The following is an 18031-nucleotide window of genomic DNA, read 5'->3' as shown; positions in this document are numbered from 1 at the left end:
CCTCCGAAAGGAATCCGACCACGTGCGGCAGTTCTATCGAGCAGTGCTCCTGGACGACGACCACCGGCTGATCGGCTATGTGGAGCCGGACACCCAGCTCGAGGAACACGCGTGGATCGGCCATCACCTCGTTCAGGGCATCGAGCGGCTGCTGACCACGCCCGCCCGCGTGGTGTGGGCCGAGCAGCGGATCGGGCGGGAAAACCTGTATGCCGCCGCCGCTTCCGTCGCGCCGCTGATTCCGCCGGAACACGGCTGCACCGGGCGCTACATCGTCAACCACGATCAACTCGGTTACGTGGACAAGGCGACCGTGCGGGAGAACGCGCTGCGTCGCCGCATCCACCCCCTGCCGATCCTCACCGCCGAGGGTGGCGCCGACCGGCACGCGCTGGCGGGCAGGTGGGCGCACGACCGGATCTCGGTGGGCGACGACGTGCCCGAGGGGTTCGAGTTGTGGAAGTTCGATGTAGCCGAACTTCACCAGCTTCAGTAAATAGTGGGCAACCCACCGGCGACACGCGGCATCTCGACGGTGTCGTCCATCGCCTGCGCGCGCACGTCCGCCAGCTTCTCCAGAAAGGCCTCAGCGGAGCCGAACCTGGCCGCAACCTGCGCTAACAGTTGTTCAGCTGGTTTCATGAAGTCCATACCGCCCAGCATGACCGGTCCGAAGACCCGCAGCGCCGCCGTTAGCACACAATTTGCCGAAATGTCGTGCGTGCGCAAGCGCGACCCGATTCTCCGCTACCGGATGGAAACGTCTGATTCGATCGGCGCGGCGTGATGCTCGGTCTCGGCCAGCTCTTTCAGGGTCAGCAGTTGTTTGCGCATCATGATCAGGTCGCCGATCGCCAGCGGATGTCCCACTACGCGTGGGGCCTTCATTCGCGCCCGGACGACGAGGCGGGTACCGGACCCGGCGGGGTGCACCGCGTAGGTGACCGCGACTCGCTTGATGGACAGGGTGATGTGCCGGTTTCGCTCGAAGGAGGCCAGGTCGAACTGCCCCATGAAACGTTGACCCAGTTCGAGTTCGACGAGCAGCTGGTCTCGATGTCGCGGACTGGGGCGGCCCCAGCGATCGAGGAGGTCGTAACTGTAGGGCGCCACCCGTAATTGGCACAGCCAGGCATAGACCAGGCGGGGTGGGGCATCGATGGTGATGGCGCGATCCACTTGCAGCCCATCGGGTCTCAGGTCGTCACACGGCATCGGGGCGGCGCACTCGGCGGGGGTGGCGCCCCAGACCAGTCCGGTGATCATGCGGCGGCGGCGATCTGACGGAGCAGCCGGCGCACCACGATCTTGTGGCCGCCGCTGCCGATGACCAGGGCCCGGTAGATCTTGCCGTGCGGCCCAGGGAAATTCCCCCAGGACTTGGCGCGGACGCGGGTTCGGTTCGCGCCTTCGTCGTCGAGTTCGAAGACCAGGGCGTAGACCGAGAACCAGTGCCGCCCCTTCAGCGCCAGCCGTGCGGGGGCCTGCGCTTCGTCGAGCACGAAGCCGGCCGGCACCGTGGCCGGATCCGCCGGGTCTTTGCAGATAACTTTGAGCAGTGCCGTCCAGGCCCGATCGCGATTCGCGTCGATCGATCTGGCATGCTCATCAATATAGGACAAACGCTCCATATAGAAGGAACGTACTAGTACATGGCTCCTCCCCGCAAGCACGACACCGACGTGATCCTCGACGCAGCGCGCGCCCTGGTGCTCGCCGACGGGCCGCGCGCGGCCAGCGTGGCGGCCATCGCCGAGGCCAGCGGCGCGCCGGTCGGCACGCTGTACCACCGTTTCGGCAACCGCAACGGCGTGCTGACCGCCGCCTGGCTCCGCGCCCTCGAACGGTTCCAGAGCGGAGTGCTCGTCGCCGCCGGCGACCCCGATCCGGTCGAGGCCGGCGTCGCGATGGTCCGCGCCGCGCTCGCCTTCGGCCGCGAATTCCCCGACGACGCACGACTTCTGCTGAACGTCCGCTTCCGCGACCTGCTCGACGGCGGCCCCGACGACGACTTCCGCACCCGCCTCGCCACCATGAACGAACCCTTGATCGCGCACCTCCGCCGCCTCGCCACCGACCTCTTCGGCCGCGCGGGCACACGCGAACTGGATGCGATCAGCCGAGTGGTAGTGGACCTCCCCTACGCCACCCTCCGCCGCCACGCCCCCACCCTCCCCGCCTGGCTCGACACCGACCTCCCCGAGGCCGCCCGCACCCTGCTGAGCTCTTACCGCACGACCGGACCCTGACCATGGCGTCCTCGGGCACCACCCCCTGCGGCGGTCAGGCGGGTTCGCTGACGAGGGTCGGCGTGAGTTCGGTGAGGTCGGTGATGACGTGGGTGGCCAGCGCCAGCGCGTCGGCGGCCGGCGGGTATTCGGGCCGAGGGGCGGCGATAACGCGCATGCCCGCGGCATGGGCGGAGCGCAGTCCGTTGCTGGAATCTTCCACCGCGGCGCAGTCGGTGGGGCGCTGGCGCAGGAAGGCGGCCACGGCCACGTAGACGTCGGGGGCCGGTTTGCCGCGGTCGACCTCTTCGGTCGAGAAGGTGACGTTGAAGAATTCGATCAGGCCGGTGCGGCCGAGTACCGCGTCGATCAGGGCCCGCGGGGACGAGCTGGCCACGCCGAGCGGCCACTGCTCGCTCAACCGCTGCACCGCGTCGACCGCGCCGGGCAGCAGCGGGACCTCGCGGTCGTAGTGCGCGGCCATCCGCTCGATCACCTCCCGCGCCACCGTCTCCGGCGCGGCGTCGACGCCGAGGTCGGTACTCAGATACTCCGACCATTCGCGGGTGCTCATACCCATCAGCCGTTGCTGCGCGTCGGGCAGCCATCGCCCGCCCCGCTCCGCCACATAGTCGCGGCGCACCTGTTCCCACACCGGCTCGGAGTCGATCAGTACGCCGTCCATGTCGAAGACAACCGCCGTGATACCCATCTGCCCAATGCCTTTCGCCGCCTAGCCGGTCAGTGCGCGGGGTGGCGGCCGGTCATCGCCGCCACCCGTCTGGTTCCTCCCCGAGTAACCGCGATCGTTGATCACGAACCAGCCTAGGCCACCTCGGGCGCGTCGCGTTCGGTCCGGCCGCCCACGACGTGAGCACCCGGCGGGCAACCTATAACGTGTTCTGCATGAACGAACAACAGGCCGGTGACTCGCTGCCGAGCAAGGAGCACCACGAGGGCGCGTTCCGGCCGATGAGCGAGCTGATCAACGCACAAGAGCAGAATGTCGACATCACCCGCGGCGGACCGCACTACGGTGAATACATCGAGCAGGTGCGCGGGCTGATGGACCGCGTGCGCCTGTCCTCCCCCTCCGACGAATTGGCGGTGGAGGCGATCGGCCTGCTCAAGCAGCTCAACGACAAGCTGGACGCCGCGAAGGTGGACGAGTGGTCCACCCCGAACTGGACCAGGCACGATCTGCCCGGCCGGGGCAACATCACGCTGCCGCCGTTCGTCTTCGATCATGTCGGCCGCGACGGCGTCGACGCCCGCATCACCTTCCGCACCTTCCACCTCGGCGGCAACAACGCCGCGCACGGTGGCGTTGTCGCGGTCGGCTTCGACGACATCCTCGGCATGGCCGCGGCGGTCTACGCGGGCGAGGTGACCCGCACCGCGTCGCTCACCGTCGACTACCGTTCCATCACTCCGTTGCACACCGAGCTGAAGGTGCGCGCCTGGGCCGAACGCCGCGAGGGCCGCAAGATCTACGTCCGCGCCACCCTGCACGACGGCGACCGCCTCTGCGCCGAAGCCAACGCCCTGTTCGTCGTGCTCAAGCCGGGTCAGCCGTAACCCGCCGAACCACCGCGGAATTGCACACTCCGCATCCATGCACGAGATGCTCCGGCATCCAACCCATTTCGCGATCGCGCCCGCGCGGCGACCGAAGCCGCCCCGCGGGCTCGATTACCGCACCGACTGCACGCCTGCATGAATTGCCAAGCCCGGCACCCGCACTCAGCGCCCGGGGAAGTGCGCCGCCCGATACTCCGCGAACCGCTCGTCGACCTGATCCGCGGTAAGCCCGAAGTCCGCGAGCGTGTAGCGATGCGCGGGACGTGCCGCCCCGGAGGTGCTTTCCGCATGCAGCGCCGTCATCGCCGACGTCGCCTCCGCGGTCAACGGCAGCTCGAAGTGCCGGTAGATCGATTCGACCGTCGCGATCGGATCCGCGACGAAGTCGTCATAGTCGACATCGCAGAACTGAGCCGCATTGTGCCGCTTGCGGTCCGCCAGGAACCGATCCGCGCCCCGTGCCCACAGATCCAACTGCGCGGCGCCGACCACCGGCCCGCGGAACTTGTCCGACCACCCGGCCGACGCCTGCTCGTTGAGACTGCACACCGAGGCGATGATGGTGCGCGGGTCCCGGTGCATCTGGATGACGAGCGCGTCCGGATACACCTCGAAAATGGCATCGAGTGCGAACAAATGGCTGGGGTTCTTCAACACCCAGCGCCGCCCGGCGTCGGGCAACCCGATCAGTTGCAGGTTGCGCCGATGCCGGCGATAGGCGTCGGTCCAGTCCTGCTCGCGCAGCCACTCGGAGTAGGTCGGCAGATACCCGAGGCACTCGTAGGACACCGACATGGCCGACTGCCGCAGCAGCTGCCAGCACTCCTCCACCTGGTCGGCGGAAATATGATGCACCCCCATGAATTCGGGGTGATCCACATGATGCTGCTCGAACGCCGCCTCGATCCGCTGATACACCGGATTGCTCGCCCAGGTCTCCCGGGGCGGCCGCGGCTGCGGCATCTCGGTGAGCCACATCTCCAGACCCTGGTGCGCCGGATCGGCATTGAGCAGCCGGTGCACCGCGGTCGTACCGGAGCGCGGCAGGCCAGTCACGAAGATCGGCCGTTCGATCGCCACCTCGGCGTGCTCCGGAAAGCGTTGCCACGCGGCCTCGCTGAGCAACCGGGCGATCAGGGCCCCGCGCAGGAACGCGCGGTTCACCTTGTTGCCGAACGGCGTCAGCTCCGCGTCCTTGGCATAGGACTCGAGCAGCACTTCGAGCCCGGTGCGGTAGTCGTCGGCACCGAAATCGGTCAGCCCGACGACCTTGGTCGCCGAGGCGTGCAGATCATCGATGGACCCGACATCGTCCCTACCGATCAACGTTCATCTCCTCAGTAGTGGTGCGAGACAGCCGCACCCGATCAGTGGTGGTATTCGCCGCCGTTGACGTCCAGGCACGCGCCGGTGATCGCGCGCGCCATCGGCGAGGCGAAGAACACGACCGCGTCGGCGATCTCGTCGGGTTCGGGCAGCTTGCGCAGATCGATGGTCTTCGCCGTCTCGGCGTAGACCTCGTCGGCGGTGATGCCGCGCTGTTCGGCGAGATAGTTGAAGTACCACTTCAGGTTGTCGGCCCAGATGTAGCCGGGGGCGATGGTATTCACCCGGATGCCGCGCGGGCCGAGCTCGGTGGCCAGGCTCTGGGCCAGGGCGAGCAGGCTGGCCTTGGCCATCTTGTAGGGGCCGAAGGTGCGCCGGGAGTGCCGCAGCACCGCCGAATTGATCATCACGACCGAGCCGTTGGACTCGTCGAGCGCGGGGATGAACAGCCGGGTCAACCGCAGCGCCGCAAGCACGTTGGTCTCGAATCCGGCACGCACCTGATCGAGGTCGACCTCGGCGAGATCGGTGATCGGCGGAATCGCGAACGCGTTGTTGACCAGGGTGTCGACCCGCCCGAACGCGCTCTGCGCGGCCTCGACCAGATGGACGGCGGCGGCCTCGTCGTTGATGTCGGTCGGCACCACCACCGCGCGCCGGCCCAGCTCGGTGATTTCCTTGGCCACCTCGGTGAGCCGCGATTCGGTACGCGACGCGAGCACCACGTCGGCGCCCGCCTTGGCGCTCTGCACCGCGATGGCGCGACCGAGTCCGGGACCGACCCCGGAGACCACTACAACTTTGTCCTGCAACAACATCAGCCGAGCATCCTTTCCGCGACGGCAGCCTGCCGTGCCGCGATTCGTGCGCGCCATTGTTCCGGCGTGACGCCCGCCTGATCGTGGAACGGAAGTCGCTGCGCCAGTTCGTCGACCGGCACCACCTCGACGGTCGGGCCGTCTTCGGGTTTCATGTCGCGGGCCAGCCGCTGCCAGCGGAACTGCAGGTACCCGCGATCGTGGCCGGTGCGTTCGATCCAGTTGGCCAGACCCGGATTTCGCTCGCTCACCACCAGGCGGATCATCCCGTCTGGATCCACCCGCGCCTGGTCGGCGGTGAGGCTGGTCTGATGGTTGATGTAGTCCAGCGACAGGTACCACATGCTGCCGAGCTGGAAACCCTGGTACGGCGCATCGGATTTCGGCACCGTGATGATCATCGCCTGATCGTCGGCCAGCTCGTAATGGCCGGCCGAGGAGAACTGGGTGGTGAGACCGCCCGGCGTGGACCGGGGTTCGGTCATCGTGTTCACCGGCAGGTTCAGATAGAACCAGTTCGGGAAGGCCAGGAAGGTCTGCAACCGGGAGATGAGCATCTTGCCCGCGACGCCGTACCGCTTGGTCAGCAGGTCCTTGGTCAGCGGCGGCGGCGCGTCGCCGACGCGGTCGACCCGCGCGATCCGGATCGTGCCGGGCCGCTCGGTGGCCCAGTCGCTGTAGACCTCACGGACCACCAGCATGGCCGAGTCCGGAGCGAGCTGGACGTAACCGGGACGCGCTTCGCCCGGTCCGAGCCGCAGCTCGTAGGACCCGTCCGGCCCGATCTCCAGGGAACGGTCGTCGAACGCGGTCTGACTGTCCGGCACGTCCACCGGCGAGTAGTTGCCGTTGAGCACCTGGAAGCTCAGATCCCTTGTGCTGCCACGTTTTCCGGTGACCACGTATTCCGCGTCCGGTCGCAGGTAGGAGTGGAAGTAGAGGGTGTCCGGGTTGTCCAGGCCCATCTTGGTGTACGGCCCGGTGGACTGGACGAAGAACGGGAAGTCCCGCTCGTAGGCCCACGCCATCTGCAAGGCCGCGCGAATGCTGCCCGCCAGGTAGTCGTAGCCCTCGACGAGGTCCTGTTCGGTGCGGATGTGCGCCGCCTCGGTGATGATCTGCTCGGCGGCGGCGATGGCGTCCGCGAACGGCTGTGTCAGCAAAAGGTCTCCATTGACTCGCGGTGTTCCAAATACGTACCAGTCTGGTACATTTCGTCTGAGGCAAGATTAGAACGTGTTCTAGGAGTGGTCAATGGTCGCCCGTAGATCCGCACCGACCGTGCGGGTGGTTCAGGTATTGGATTTCCTGGTCGAGCAGCGCGGCAAGCGTTACGGCCTGTCCGAGCTGGCCCGCGCCCTCGACCTGGCGAAACCGACCTGTCTCGGCATTCTCACCGAGCTCACCGCGGGCGGCTACCTGGTCCGCGACGCCGATACGCGCACCTATGGCCTCGGCCCGGCCCTCATCGCCGCGGGCCGAGTCGCCCAGGACAGCTTCGCGATATCCGCCCTCGCCCGCGCCGAACTGGAGAAACTCACCGCGCGCTACCGCACGACCTGCACCGCGTCCGCCGTGGTCGGCGAGCAGATCATGGTGCTGGAGAGCACCGGGCCGGGCCTGGTCAAGGTGGGTGCGGCCTACCACTTCGCGCCTCCGGTCGGACTGATGTACGTGCTGTGGGACACCGACGCGGCGTTCGACGCCTGGCTGGCCAAGCCGGCGACCGTGCCGCTGCAGCAGGACGAGGCGCGGTTGCGGCAGATCGTCGCCGAATGCCGCGAGCGCGGTTACCTGGTGGAGAGCCTCACCGCCGCGGGCCGCAGGCTGTATTCGATGCTCGCCGGTTTCGCCGCCCGCGATCTGCCCGACGACCTGCGCGAACTGGTCGGCGAGCTGGTCACGAGCCTGGGCGAGCGGGTGTACCTCGGCACGGATCTGCGCCCGCGCAAGGAACATCCGGTGAGCCTGCTGGCCGCGCCGACCTACGGCGGCGACGGCAGGCAGAACATGGTGCTGACCATGTACGTCGGCAAGTCCATCACCGGCGCCGAAATCGACCGGCGCGGAACGGCTCTGGTCGCGGCCGCGGACGCCGTGACCACCGCCTCGGGTGGCAATCGTCCGCCGCGGCAGTCATCCTGGAATTGACCCCCGCGGCCGTTCGCCGATTCCGGCATGGCACGACCTGTTGCCAACAATCGAAACGTGTTCTAGTTTTGCGGTGTGAGCCAGTACGCGAAGTCGACGGCGAGCACCTACGAGCTGCCTCATCTGGACGCGCTCGAGGCCGAGTCGGCACATATTTTCCGAGAAGTCGCGGCAACCTTCGAGCGCCCGGTGTTGCTGTTCTCCGGCGGCAAGGACTCGGTGGTGATGCTGCACCTGGCGGCCAAGGCCTTCTGGCCGGCGCCGCTGCCATTTCCGGTGCTGCACATCGACACCGGGCACAACTTCGATGAGGTGATCGCCTTCCGCGACGAGACCGTCGCGCGGTTCGGGCTACGACTGGTGGTCGGCAGCGTGCAGGACGACATCGACGCGGGCCGCGTCGTCGAGGAGACCGGTCCGCGCTCCTCGCGCAACCGGTTGCAGACCGCCACGCTGCTGCGGTCGATCCACGAGGGCAATTTCGACGCGGTGTTCGGCGGTGCGCGCCGGGACGAGGAGAAGGCGCGGGCCAAGGAACGCGTCTTCAGCTTCCGCGACGAGTACGGCCAGTGGGATCCGCGCAGTCAACGACCCGAGCTGTGGAACCTCTACAACGGCAGACACCGTGCGGGCGAACACATTCGGGTGTTCCCGCTGTCCAACTGGACCGAGCTCGACATCTGGACCTATATCGCCGCCGAGGGCATCGACCTGCCGCCGCTCTACTACGCGCACCGCAGGCCGGTGGTGCAGCGCGACGGAATGCTGCTGGCGCACACGCGCTTTCTGGAATTGCTCGCCGGCGAGGAACCGCACGAGACGACGGTGCGGTTCCGCACGGTCGGCGATGCCACCTGCACCGGCTGCGTGGAGTCGACCGCGGCCACCCCCGCCGAGGTGGTCACCGAGGTGGCCGCGGCCCGGGTCACCGAGCGGGGCGCGACCCGCGCCGACGATCGAATCTCGGAGGCGGGCATGGAAGATCGCAAACGAGAGGGCTACTTCTGATGACCGCAACCCTGCTGCGCCTCGCCACGGCGGGCAGCGTCGACGACGGCAAGTCCACCCTCATCGGGCGCCTGCTCTTCGATTCCAAGACGATCTTCACCGACCAGCTCGCCGCGGTGGAGCGGACCAGCCGCGACCGCGGCGACGACTACCCGAACCTGGCCCTGCTCACCGACGGCCTGCGCGCCGAACGCGAACAGGGCATCACCATCGACGTGGCGCACCGCTATTTCGCCACGCCCCGGCGCAAATTCATCATCGCCGACACCCCCGGCCACATCCAGTACACCCGGAACATGGTGACCGGCGCGTCCACCGCCGACCTGGCGCTGATCCTGGTCGACGCCCGCAAGGGCGTGGTGGAGCAGACCCGCAGGCACGCGTTCCTGGCCAGCCTGCTCGGCATTCCGCACCTGGTGCTGTGTGTGAACAAGATGGACCTGGTCGACTGGTCGCAGGCCCGATTCGAGGAGATCCGCACCGAATTCGCTCAGTTCGCCTCGAAACTCGACATCTTCGACCTGACCTTCGTGCCGATGTCCGCGCTGGCCGGCGAGAACATCGTGCACCGAGGGGCAAGCATGCCGTGGTACGAGGGCACTCCCCTGCTGCACCATCTCGAAGAGGTGCACATCGCCTCGGACCGCAACCTGATCGACGCGCGATTCCCGGTGCAGTACGTAACCCGCAGCCACGCCCAGGATTTCCGGGGCTACGCGGGCACGGTGGTCGGCGGGGTGTTCAAGCCCGGCGACGAAGTGGCCGTGCTCCCCTCGGGATTCACCACCACGGTCGAGGCGATCTGGGGTCCGGGCGGCAAGCCCGTCGCGGAAGCCTTTCCGCCGCAGGCGGTCACCATGCAGCTGGCCGATCACCTGGACGTGTCCCGCGGCGACCTGATCTGCAGGCCGAACAACCGGCCCACCGCGGGACGCGATCTCGACGCGATGGTCTGCTGGTTCGCCGACGAATCCCAGCTCACCCCCGGCTCGACCTACACCATCCGGCACACCACCCGCACCGCCACCGCGGAGGTGCGCACCCTGGACTACCGGCTCGACGTCAACACCCTGCACCGGGACGAGCACGCGGAATCGTTGTCGCTCAACGAGATCGGCCGCGTTCAGCTGCGCACCCGGCAGCCGCTGCTGTTCGATCCGTATCGCCGCAACCGGTTCACCGGCAGCTTCATCCTGGTCGACGACACCACCAACAACACCGTCGGCGCGGGCATGATCACCGGGCCGAGCCTGCCGTCCTCGCGGGTGGTCTGGCATTCCACCGCGGTCGGGCGGGACGAGCGCGCGACCCGCGGGCTCACCGTCTGGCTGACCGGGCTGTCCGGCTCCGGAAAGTCCACCGTCGCGGTCGAACTCGAACGCCGGCTGGTGGCGGCGGGCCGCCCGGCCTTCCTGCTCGACGGCGACAACCTACGGCACGGACTCAACGCCGACCTCGGCTTCAGCGCCGAGGACCGGGTCGAGAACGTCCGCCGCGTCGGCGAAGTCGCTCGGCTGTTCGCCGAAGCCGGTGTGGTGGCGGTGGTTTCGCTGATCAGTCCGTACCAGGCCGATCGGGATCGGGTCCGCGCGGCACACCTGACGGCAGGCATCCCGTTCGTCGAGGTCTTCGTCGACACGCCACTGGAGATCTGCGAATCCCGCGACCCGAAGGGCATGTACGCCAAGGCCCGGGCCGGCGAGATCCGCGGCTTCACCGGCATCGACGACCCCTACGAGGCCCCCACCGAGGCCGAACTCGTCCTGCATCCGGACGACGGCGACCCGGCGGCGATGGCGGCCGCCATCCTCGCCCGGCTCTCCGGCCTGGACTGAAACGGCCGAAGGGGCGGGCAGCGAATCGAACGCGGGCGCGCCGTACACCCGTCGCCTCGCGCACCGAGGCGGCGGCGGTCGCACACGCCCATCGCCTGCCGGCTGCCGACCGGACCTGAGCGCTACGGTCATGTCTTATCGAGCGGGATGGTCATTGGCGGCACTGCCCTGGCGGGCTTAGCCTCGGGGCACCGATCCGGACGGGCGGGGTTCGGCCGTGGCCGCGTGCCCTCGTCGAGGACGACAGAGAGCGGAGACATGGGACCACTGCACGGAGTGAAAGTCATCGAGATCGCCAGTCTCGCGCCCGGTCCGTTCGGCGCGATGATCCTGGCCGATCTCGGCGCCGAGGTGCTGCGCGTCGACCGCGGCGGCGCGCCCGGCGCGGGCATCGTCTCGCCCCCGGGCCCGCTCGATCGCGGAAAGCACAGCATCACACTGGATCTCAAGCAGCCGGCCGATCGGGAGGCGCTGCTCGCGCTCACCGAGCACGCGGACGTGCTCATCGAGGGGTTCCGGCCCGGCGTCGCCGAGCGCCTCGGCTTCGGCCCCGTCGACCTCGCGGCCCGCAACCCGCGGCTGATCTACGGCCGGATGACCGGCTGGGGCCAGCAGGGTCCGCTGGCGCACACCGCGGGCCACGACATCGACTACATCGCGATCTCCGGCGCGCTCGGCCTGGTCGGCCGGGCCGGCGAACCGCCGGTGCCGCCCGCGAACATGCTCGGCGACTTCGCCGGCGGCGGCCTGCTGCTCGCGGTCGGCGTGCTCGGCGCACTCTACGAGCGCGAACGCTCCGGCCGGGGGCAGGTGGTCGACGCGGCCATGGTGGACGGTTCCGCGCTGTTCACCGCGTCCATGCACGGCCTGCACCACCTCGGGCTGTGGAACTTCCCGCGCGGGGAGAACATGCTCGACGGCGGCGCGCCGTTCTACGACACCTACGAATGCGCGGACGGCAAGTTTCTCGCGGTCGGCTGCGTGGAGATCCCGTTCTACGACCAGATGCTCGCCATTCTCGGCATCGACGACCCCGATCTGCCGTTTCAGCTGGACAAGAACGGCTGGCCGCGACTGAAGGAGGTGCTCGGCGCCAAGTTCAAGGAGCGCACCCGCGACGAATGGGCCGAGGTGTTCACCGGCTCCGACGCCTGCGTCGCCCCGGTGCTGAGCCCGTGGGAGGCGCACGAGCACCCGCACAACCGGGCCCGCAACGCCTTCATCGAGGTCGACGGCGTGCTCCAGCCCGCGCCCGCGCCGCGCTTCGACCGCACCCCGGTCGATACCCCGGCCCCGCTCGCGTCCGACCCGGAACAGGTCCGAAAGCTGCTGTCCGGCTGGGGCGTTGCGGCCGCACAGATCGACCGCGTGACCAGCTGAGCCGACGCCGAGGCGCAGCCGCTCCGCGTAAGATACAGTGGATGGCACATGTCTCGAAAGGACGGCTGATGCGTTCCACGCTGCTTTCCCGGCGCGATCTCGACTTCCTGCTGTACGAGTGGCTGAACGTCGAGCAGCTCATCAAACGTGAGCGCTACGCCGATCATTCGCGCGAGACCTTCGACGCGATGCTCGAGCTCAGCGAGCAGCTGGCCACCAAGTACTTCGCGCCGCACAACAAGCTCAACGACGCGAACGAGCCGACCTTCGACGGCGAACGGGTCACCATCATCCCCGAGGTGGCGACCGCGCTGGCCGCCTTCGCCAAGGCCGGATTGCCCGCCGCGGCAATGGATTACGAACTCGGCGGCGCGCAGCTGCCGGTCACCGTCGCGCAGGCGAGCTACGCGTGGTTCCAGGCGGCCAACCCCGGCACCTCCGGCTACTCGTTCCTTACCGTGGCGAACGCGAATCTCCTGCTCGCCCATACCGGTCCGGAGTTCACCGATCGGTTCGTCCGGCCGATGCTCGATGGCCGGTTCTTCGGCACCATGTGCCTGTCCGAGCCGCAGGCCGGCTCCTCGCTGGCCGACATCGTCACCCGGGCCGAGCCCGGGGACGACGGCACCTACCGGCTGTTCGGCACGAAGATGTGGATCTCCGGCGGCGATCACGAGCTCGGCGAGAACATCGTGCACCTGGTGCTCGCGAAGATCCCCGGCGGCCCGGCGGGCACCAAGGGCATCTCCCTGTTCGTCGTGCCGCGGTTCCTGGTCGAGGACGACGGCACGGTCGGCGAACGCAACGACGTCGCGCTGGCCGGGCTCAATCACAAGATGGGCTTCCGCGGCACGGTCAACACCGTGCTCAACTTCGGCGAGGGCCGCTGGACGCCCGGCGGCGCCGCGGGCGCGGTCGGCTACCTGGTCGGCGAGCCGCACCGCGGGCTCAGCTACATGTTCCACATGATGAACGAGGCGCGCATCGGCGTCGGCATGGTCGCCTCGGCGCTCGGCTACACCGGCTACCTCGAATCCCTCGACTACGCCCGCACCCGCGCGCAGGGGCGGGCCAAGCTGCCCGCCGATCCGACCGCACCGCAGCGGCCGATCATCGAGCACGCCGACGTCAAGCGAATGCTGCTGGCGCAGAAGGCCTATACCGAGGGCGCGCTGGCGCTGGTGCTCTACTGCGCGCGGCTGGTCGACGAGCAGCAGACCGCCGATTCGGCGGACGAGAAGCGGGCGCTCACGCTGCTGCTCGACATCCTCACGCCGATCGCCAAGAGCTGGCCGTCGCAATGGTGCCTGGAGGCGAACAACCTCGCCATTCAGGTGCTCGGCGGTTACGGCTACACCCGCGAGTACAACGTCGAACAGCACTACCGGGACAACCGGCTCAACCCCATCCACGAGGGCACCCACGGCATCCAGGGCCTGGACCTGCTCGGGCGCAAGGTAACCCAGCAGAACGGCGCCAGCCTGCTCGCGTTGAACGACCGGGTGCAGGGCACGGTGGCGGCGGCGCGCACCGCCGGCGGCGAGGCGGCCGAGCTTGCGGCGCAACTGGATTCGTCCTGGCAGCGCCTGGTCGAGGTGACCTCGGGGCTGTTCGCGACCGGCGACTTCGAGGCCGCGCTGGCCAACAGCTCGGTCTATCTGGAGGCCTTCGGCCACATCGTGCTGGCCTGGATCTGGCTGGAGCAGCTATTGGCCGCCGAGGGCCACACCGGCGATTTCTACGACGGCAAACGGCACGCGGCCCGGTACTTCTACCGCTTCGAATTGCCCAAGACGGCACCGGCGTTGGACCTGCTCGCCCGCCTCGACACCACTACCCTGGACATGCGCGACGCCTGGTTCTGATTCGGTACACATCGGCAAGGATGTACCATTTTTCGATGACCACCCCCAACCAGCGAACCACCCGCCCGCCAGGCCGACCGGCGTCGGCGACCAGGGAGGAGGTCATCGACCTCGCCCGCCAGGCGTTCCTGGCCGGCGAGCGGGTGGACATCCAGGCCATCGCGGCGCAGCTCGGGCTCAGCCGCGCCTCGGTCTACCGCTGGTTCGGCTCGCGCGAGGGCGTGCTCGGCACGGTGCTGGCCGGCGAGTTCGCCGCGCTGCTCACCCGCGCCGACGCCAAGCGGCGCTCCACGGGCGCCCGGCGCATCCTGGACGTGCTCTACCGGGTCAATCGCTGGATGACCGACAACGTCCCGTTCCGGCGCTACTTCGAGAACGAGCCGCTGGCCGGGCTGCGCATTCTCACCGCGAGCGACGGGCCGGTCCAGCCGCTGGTGGTCACCACCGTGCGCGAGCTCATCGCCCGCGCCGAACGCGAGGACGGCTACCGGCCGCCGGTCGAACCGGACCTGCTCGCCTACACCCTGGTCCGGCTGGGCGAGGCCTTCCTGTACAACGATAATGTCGCAGGCATCCGAGGGGATGTCGACCGGCTGCACGAGGTGCAGGCCGCACTGCTCGGCATCCCCGAGGCGATCACGAGACCTCCCACCGGAAGCTGACATGTCGGACTCATTGCTGCACAAGCGTTTTCCAGACCTCGCCGACACCCTGCCGTATCTGCGCCTCGGCACCGCGCCCACCCCGATCCGCCGCATGGACGTCGGCACCGCGGCCGCGCTGTGGTGCAAGGACGACAGCGGCTACGGCGACGGCGGCTGGGGCGGCAACAAGGTCCGCAAGCTGGAATGGCTACTGCCCGAGGCACATCGGCGCGGCGCCCGCACCATCCTCACCATCGGCGGCACCGGCACCAACTGGGGGCTCGCCACCGCGCTCTACGGGCGTGAGCAGGGCATCTCGACCATCCTCACGCTGGTCGACCAGCCGCTGGACGACCATGTTCGCGCGCAGCTGCGGCGACTGGAGAAGTCCGGCGCGGCAGTGCATCTCACCCATACCAAGCGGCGAACCATGGTGACCGCACCCTGGCTCTACCTGCGGCACAAGGTCGGGCGCGAACGACCGTACTTTCTGCCGGTAGGCGGCTCGTCGCCGCTCGGCGCGCTCGGTTATGTCGAGGGCGCACTCGAATTGGCCGATCAGGTCGCCGCGGGCGTGCTGCCCGAGCCCAGCCATCTCGTCACCGCGGTCGGGTCCGGCGGCACTGCGGCGGGTTTGGCGCTCGGACTGCGGCTGGCCGGGCTGCGCACCCGGGTCGTCGGGGTCGTCGTCAACGACGCCCTCCCCCTCGACGCACCCCACATCGTCCGGCTGGCTTCGCGGGCGGAACGGCTGTTGCGTTCGCGCGGTGCGCGATTCGAGCCGACCGGCCTGCGGGCGGACGACCTCACCATCACCACGGACTGGCTCGGCCCCGGCTACGGACACGCCACTCCCGCCGCACGCGAGGCGCAGTCGCTCGCGGCACAGGACGCACTCCACCTCGAAACCGTGTACACCGCCAAGGCATTGGCGGCGGCCCTGCACCTCGACACGGCCGGCACCTTCGGCGCGGGCCCGGTGCTCTTCCTCAATACCTACGGCCCTCGATAACTCGCCGCTGACACCGACCTGCGACCTATACCCGGCCGCGTTGTCGCACGGTTAAGCGGTGTCGGCGATGATGACTACGCCCGGGGACGCGTCCAGCAGTGGAATCGTCCGGGCCGCGGCGTCGTCCACGTGCACGCGCGGATGAGCGGGCAGCTCGGTCTCGTAATAGGTTCCGGGACCGTAGAACTGGCCGTACTTCACCACGACGCCGTCGATGTCCAGGACGGCGGCGTCATGGTCCTGGATGACCTGGGCCCCGCCCGCGGGTTCCCACGCGATGCTCTGCGCGAGGAAACGCTTCGCGCCGGCGGAGCGGGCGGCGGCGATGAGGTTGCGCGTGCCCTCGGTGCGGATGCGCGAGTTCGCCTTCGCCGCCTCGGGCAGCCGCGCGACGTCGTCGGGGAGGTCGGTCAGCTGATGCATGACCATGTCGGGACGGAAATCGGCGACGGCCGCGGTCAGCGCGTCCAGGTCGTAGACATCGCAGATCACCGGGAGCGCCCCGGCGTCGCGCACCCGATCCGCCTTGGTCGCCGATCGGGTCATGCCCGCGACCTCGTGTCCCGCCTCGATCAGCAGCGGGACCAACCGTGTTCCGATCACACCGGTCGCACCGGCCAGAAAGATCCGCATCATTCCACCCTAGTGAGCCGTCCGGGTATGAGACGTTTCAAGGTGTCGTCGGCGATTTGTGAGGAACCCGCATGCGCACGTCATCAGTGGACCTGACCCAGGGCAGGGTGCGCGGCAGCGTTACCGGATCCGTGCACGCCTTCCTCGGAATACCTTATGCGGCAGCGCCATTGGGGGCGGCGCTGTTCCAAGCGCCCGGCCCGGCGCCCACCTGGGACGACGAGCGCGACGCCACTCGATTCGGGCCGACCGCACCGCAGATGGGCTATCCGGACCCGCTGCGGTCGATCCTGCACAACCCGATCGTCGCGGGGGCCGAGTTCCTCAACCTCAATGTGTGGACGCCCGATCCGACCGCCTCGGGACTGCCGGTCATGGTCTGGATCCACGGCGGGGCGTTCCGCGTCGGTTCCAGCGCGGTCTCGGTGTACAACGGGCATGCGTTCGCCCGGGACGGCGTCGTACTCGTGAGCCTCAACTATCGGTTGGGCGCCATCGGCTTCGCCGCCTTCGAGGGCACCCCGGCCAACCGCGGCATTCTCGACCAGATCGCCGCCCTGGAATGGGTCCGCGACAATATCGCCGCCTTCGGCGGAGACCCGGCGCGAGTCACCCTCTTCGGCGAATCCGCGGGGGCGATGAGCGTGGCCACGCTGCTCGCCTCTCCCCTGGCCGCCGGCCTGTTCCAGCGCGCGATCAGCCAGAGCGGCAACGGATCCGTCGCCGCCACCCTCGACGACGCCCGCCTGGTCGCCGCGGACCTGGCCGGCCGCTTGGACACCGCGCCCGCCGACGCCGCGATCCCGGCTCTGCTCGAAGCGGAACGAAACCTCGTCCTCGACTTCACCCTTCGCCAGGACCCGGCCCGCTGGGGACAGTCGACCCTCACCGCCAGTTTGGGGCTGATGGCCTTCCTCCCCACCATCGACGACCACGTCCTCAGCCGCCTGCCCGTCGACGCGATCGCCGCGGGCGCGGCCCACGACATCCCGCTCATCATCGGCACCACCGCCGACGAATTCCGCCTCTACACCGCCCCCGCTGGCCTGACCCTCACCCGAGACTCCCTGACCCACCTGCTCGGCGCCCGCGGCCTCGATCCCGCCGTCGCCGACACCTATTCGGCCAACCGCCCCGACGCGACTCCCGCCGACCTCCTGGCCGCCATCCTCACCGACTGGGCCTTCCGCGTCCCCGCCACCCGCCTGGCCGAGGCCGCGACCACCGCCCACGTCTACGAATTCGCCTGGCCCACAACTCACCTCGATCTACGAGCCTGCCACGCCATCGAAATCGCCTTCGTCTTCGACACATTGACCGCCGAAGGCGCCGCGATGATGCTCGGCCCCTGCACCCCGCCGCAAACGCTGGCCGCCGAAATGCACCACAACTGGATAGATTTCGCCAACGGCCGCACCCCTTGGACCCCTTACGAAACGACCAACCGCCCCGTAATGACCTTCAACACCCCACGCTCTCAACTGATCTCGAATCCGCGTCCCGACGAACTCGCCCGCTGGTCCTGACCGGTCGCGAATCCACCGCCGGTG

19 protein-coding genes are annotated in these 18031 nt (G+C 68.6%); 11 read left to right on the top strand and 8 right to left on the bottom strand.

Annotated elements, in window-relative coordinates; translation table 11 throughout:
* Positions 1 to 22: 22 nt before the first annotated feature.
* On the top strand, positions 23 to 496 hold the full coding sequence (locus ACFQ9K_RS39180) for a hypothetical protein (protein ID WP_378721916.1): 474 nt from the start codon (positions 23 to 25) through the stop codon (positions 494 to 496).
* On the opposite strand, the gene ACFQ9K_RS39175 is transcribed toward ACFQ9K_RS39180, so the two are convergent.
* The 3 genes from ACFQ9K_RS39175 to ACFQ9K_RS39165 form a co-directional block, all read right to left on the bottom strand.
* Complete coding sequence (locus ACFQ9K_RS39175; protein WP_378721917.1) at positions 490 to 651, bottom strand: hypothetical protein; 162 nt, start codon at positions 649 to 651, stop codon at positions 490 to 492. The two genes, ACFQ9K_RS39180 and ACFQ9K_RS39175, sit on opposite strands and share 7 nt — an antisense overlap.
* Before the next feature lie 96 nt (positions 652 to 747).
* The gene (locus tag ACFQ9K_RS39170) at positions 748 to 1266 is read right to left on the bottom strand and encodes a hypothetical protein (RefSeq protein WP_378721918.1); all 519 of its coding nucleotides are present in this window, start codon (positions 1264 to 1266) and stop codon (positions 748 to 750) included.
* Positions 1263 to 1631 (bottom strand): hypothetical protein, encoded by a 369-nt coding sequence (locus tag ACFQ9K_RS39165; RefSeq protein WP_378721919.1) that lies wholly within the window; start codon positions 1629 to 1631, stop codon positions 1263 to 1265. The genes ACFQ9K_RS39170 and ACFQ9K_RS39165 overlap by 4 nt, the downstream gene beginning before the upstream one ends.
* Before the next feature lie 21 nt (positions 1632 to 1652).
* Here ACFQ9K_RS39165 and ACFQ9K_RS39160 point away from each other — a divergent pair, with 21 nt between their 5' ends.
* Positions 1653 to 2249, top strand: a complete 597-nt coding sequence (locus tag ACFQ9K_RS39160; protein WP_378721920.1) for a TetR/AcrR family transcriptional regulator — start codon at positions 1653 to 1655, stop codon at positions 2247 to 2249.
* Between the two features lie 34 nt (positions 2250 to 2283).
* Here the strand turns inward: ACFQ9K_RS39160 and ACFQ9K_RS39155 are convergent, their stop codons facing one another.
* Positions 2284 to 2940 (bottom strand): HAD family hydrolase, encoded by a 657-nt coding sequence (locus ACFQ9K_RS39155; protein ID WP_378721921.1) that lies wholly within the window; start codon positions 2938 to 2940, stop codon positions 2284 to 2286.
* A 194-nt stretch (positions 2941 to 3134) separates the two neighbouring features.
* Between ACFQ9K_RS39155 and ACFQ9K_RS39150 the strand changes: the two genes are divergently transcribed.
* Positions 3135 to 3806, top strand: coding sequence for a PaaI family thioesterase (locus ACFQ9K_RS39150; RefSeq protein WP_378721922.1), 672 nt, complete (start codon positions 3135 to 3137; stop codon positions 3804 to 3806).
* 165 nt (positions 3807 to 3971) lie between these two features.
* Here the strand turns inward: ACFQ9K_RS39150 and ACFQ9K_RS39145 are convergent, their stop codons facing one another.
* From ACFQ9K_RS39145 to ACFQ9K_RS39135, 3 genes are read right to left on the bottom strand one after another with little or no spacing between them, the layout of a single operon-like run.
* Positions 3972 to 5135 carry a sulfotransferase family protein gene (locus ACFQ9K_RS39145; RefSeq protein ID WP_378721923.1) on the bottom strand — a complete coding sequence of 388 codons (1164 nt, stop codon included), beginning with the start codon at positions 5133 to 5135 and terminating at the stop codon, positions 3972 to 3974.
* Positions 5136 to 5176: 41 nt separating this feature from the next.
* Positions 5177 to 5953, bottom strand: a complete 777-nt coding sequence (locus ACFQ9K_RS39140) for an SDR family oxidoreductase (protein ID WP_378721924.1) — start codon at positions 5951 to 5953, stop codon at positions 5177 to 5179.
* Complete coding sequence (locus ACFQ9K_RS39135; RefSeq protein WP_378721925.1) at positions 5953 to 7116, bottom strand: hypothetical protein; 1164 nt, start codon at positions 7114 to 7116, stop codon at positions 5953 to 5955. The genes ACFQ9K_RS39140 and ACFQ9K_RS39135 overlap by 1 nt, the downstream gene beginning before the upstream one ends.
* A gap of 91 nt (positions 7117 to 7207) precedes the next feature.
* Between ACFQ9K_RS39135 and ACFQ9K_RS39130 the strand changes: the two genes are divergently transcribed.
* The 7 genes from ACFQ9K_RS39130 to ACFQ9K_RS39100 all read left to right on the top strand — a co-directional run bounded on the left by ACFQ9K_RS39130 (position 7208) and on the right by ACFQ9K_RS39100 (position 15848).
* On the top strand, positions 7208 to 8104 hold the full coding sequence (locus ACFQ9K_RS39130; RefSeq protein WP_378721926.1) for a helix-turn-helix domain-containing protein: 897 nt from the start codon (positions 7208 to 7210) through the stop codon (positions 8102 to 8104).
* A 75-nt stretch (positions 8105 to 8179) separates the two neighbouring features.
* On the top strand, positions 8180 to 9112 hold the full coding sequence (gene cysD / locus ACFQ9K_RS39125; protein ID WP_378721927.1) for a sulfate adenylyltransferase subunit CysD: 933 nt from the start codon (positions 8180 to 8182) through the stop codon (positions 9110 to 9112).
* Positions 9112 to 10947 (top strand): adenylyl-sulfate kinase, encoded by a 1836-nt coding sequence (gene cysC / locus ACFQ9K_RS39120; RefSeq protein WP_378721928.1) that lies wholly within the window; start codon positions 9112 to 9114, stop codon positions 10945 to 10947. The genes cysD and cysC overlap by 1 nt, the downstream gene beginning before the upstream one ends.
* 258 nt (positions 10948 to 11205) lie before the next feature.
* Positions 11206 to 12327, top strand: a complete 1122-nt coding sequence (locus tag ACFQ9K_RS39115; RefSeq protein WP_378721929.1) for a CaiB/BaiF CoA transferase family protein — start codon at positions 11206 to 11208, stop codon at positions 12325 to 12327.
* Positions 12328 to 12395: 68 nt separating this feature from the next.
* On the top strand, positions 12396 to 14192 hold the full coding sequence (locus ACFQ9K_RS39110) for an acyl-CoA dehydrogenase (protein WP_378721930.1): 1797 nt from the start codon (positions 12396 to 12398) through the stop codon (positions 14190 to 14192).
* A 35-nt stretch (positions 14193 to 14227) separates the two neighbouring features.
* Entirely contained in the window at positions 14228 to 14854 is a 627-nt protein-coding gene (locus tag ACFQ9K_RS39105; RefSeq protein WP_378721931.1) for a QsdR family transcriptional regulator, read from the top strand.
* A gap of 1 nt (position 14855) precedes the next feature.
* Complete coding sequence (locus ACFQ9K_RS39100; protein ID WP_378721932.1) at positions 14856 to 15848, top strand: 1-aminocyclopropane-1-carboxylate deaminase/D-cysteine desulfhydrase; 993 nt, start codon at positions 14856 to 14858, stop codon at positions 15846 to 15848.
* A gap of 51 nt (positions 15849 to 15899) precedes the next feature.
* On the opposite strand, the gene ACFQ9K_RS39095 is transcribed toward ACFQ9K_RS39100, so the two are convergent.
* Positions 15900 to 16481: an NAD-dependent epimerase/dehydratase family protein gene (locus ACFQ9K_RS39095; protein ID WP_378721933.1), complete on the bottom strand. Its 582-nt coding sequence runs from the start codon at positions 16479 to 16481 to the stop codon at positions 15900 to 15902.
* Positions 16482 to 16552: 71 nt separating this feature from the next.
* On the opposite strand from ACFQ9K_RS39095, the gene ACFQ9K_RS39090 reads away from it, so the two are divergent.
* On the top strand, positions 16553 to 18007 hold the full coding sequence (locus ACFQ9K_RS39090) for a carboxylesterase/lipase family protein (RefSeq protein ID WP_378721934.1): 1455 nt from the start codon (positions 16553 to 16555) through the stop codon (positions 18005 to 18007).
* Positions 18008 to 18031: the final 24 nt, after the last annotated feature.

It is taken from the genome of Nocardia sp. NPDC056564 (assembly GCF_042793755.1).
Classification (GTDB): Bacteria; Actinomycetota; Actinomycetes; order Mycobacteriales; family Mycobacteriaceae; genus Nocardia.
The sequence above is the reverse complement of the archived record's forward strand: the minus strand, read 5'-3'. Positions and strand labels throughout refer to the sequence as shown.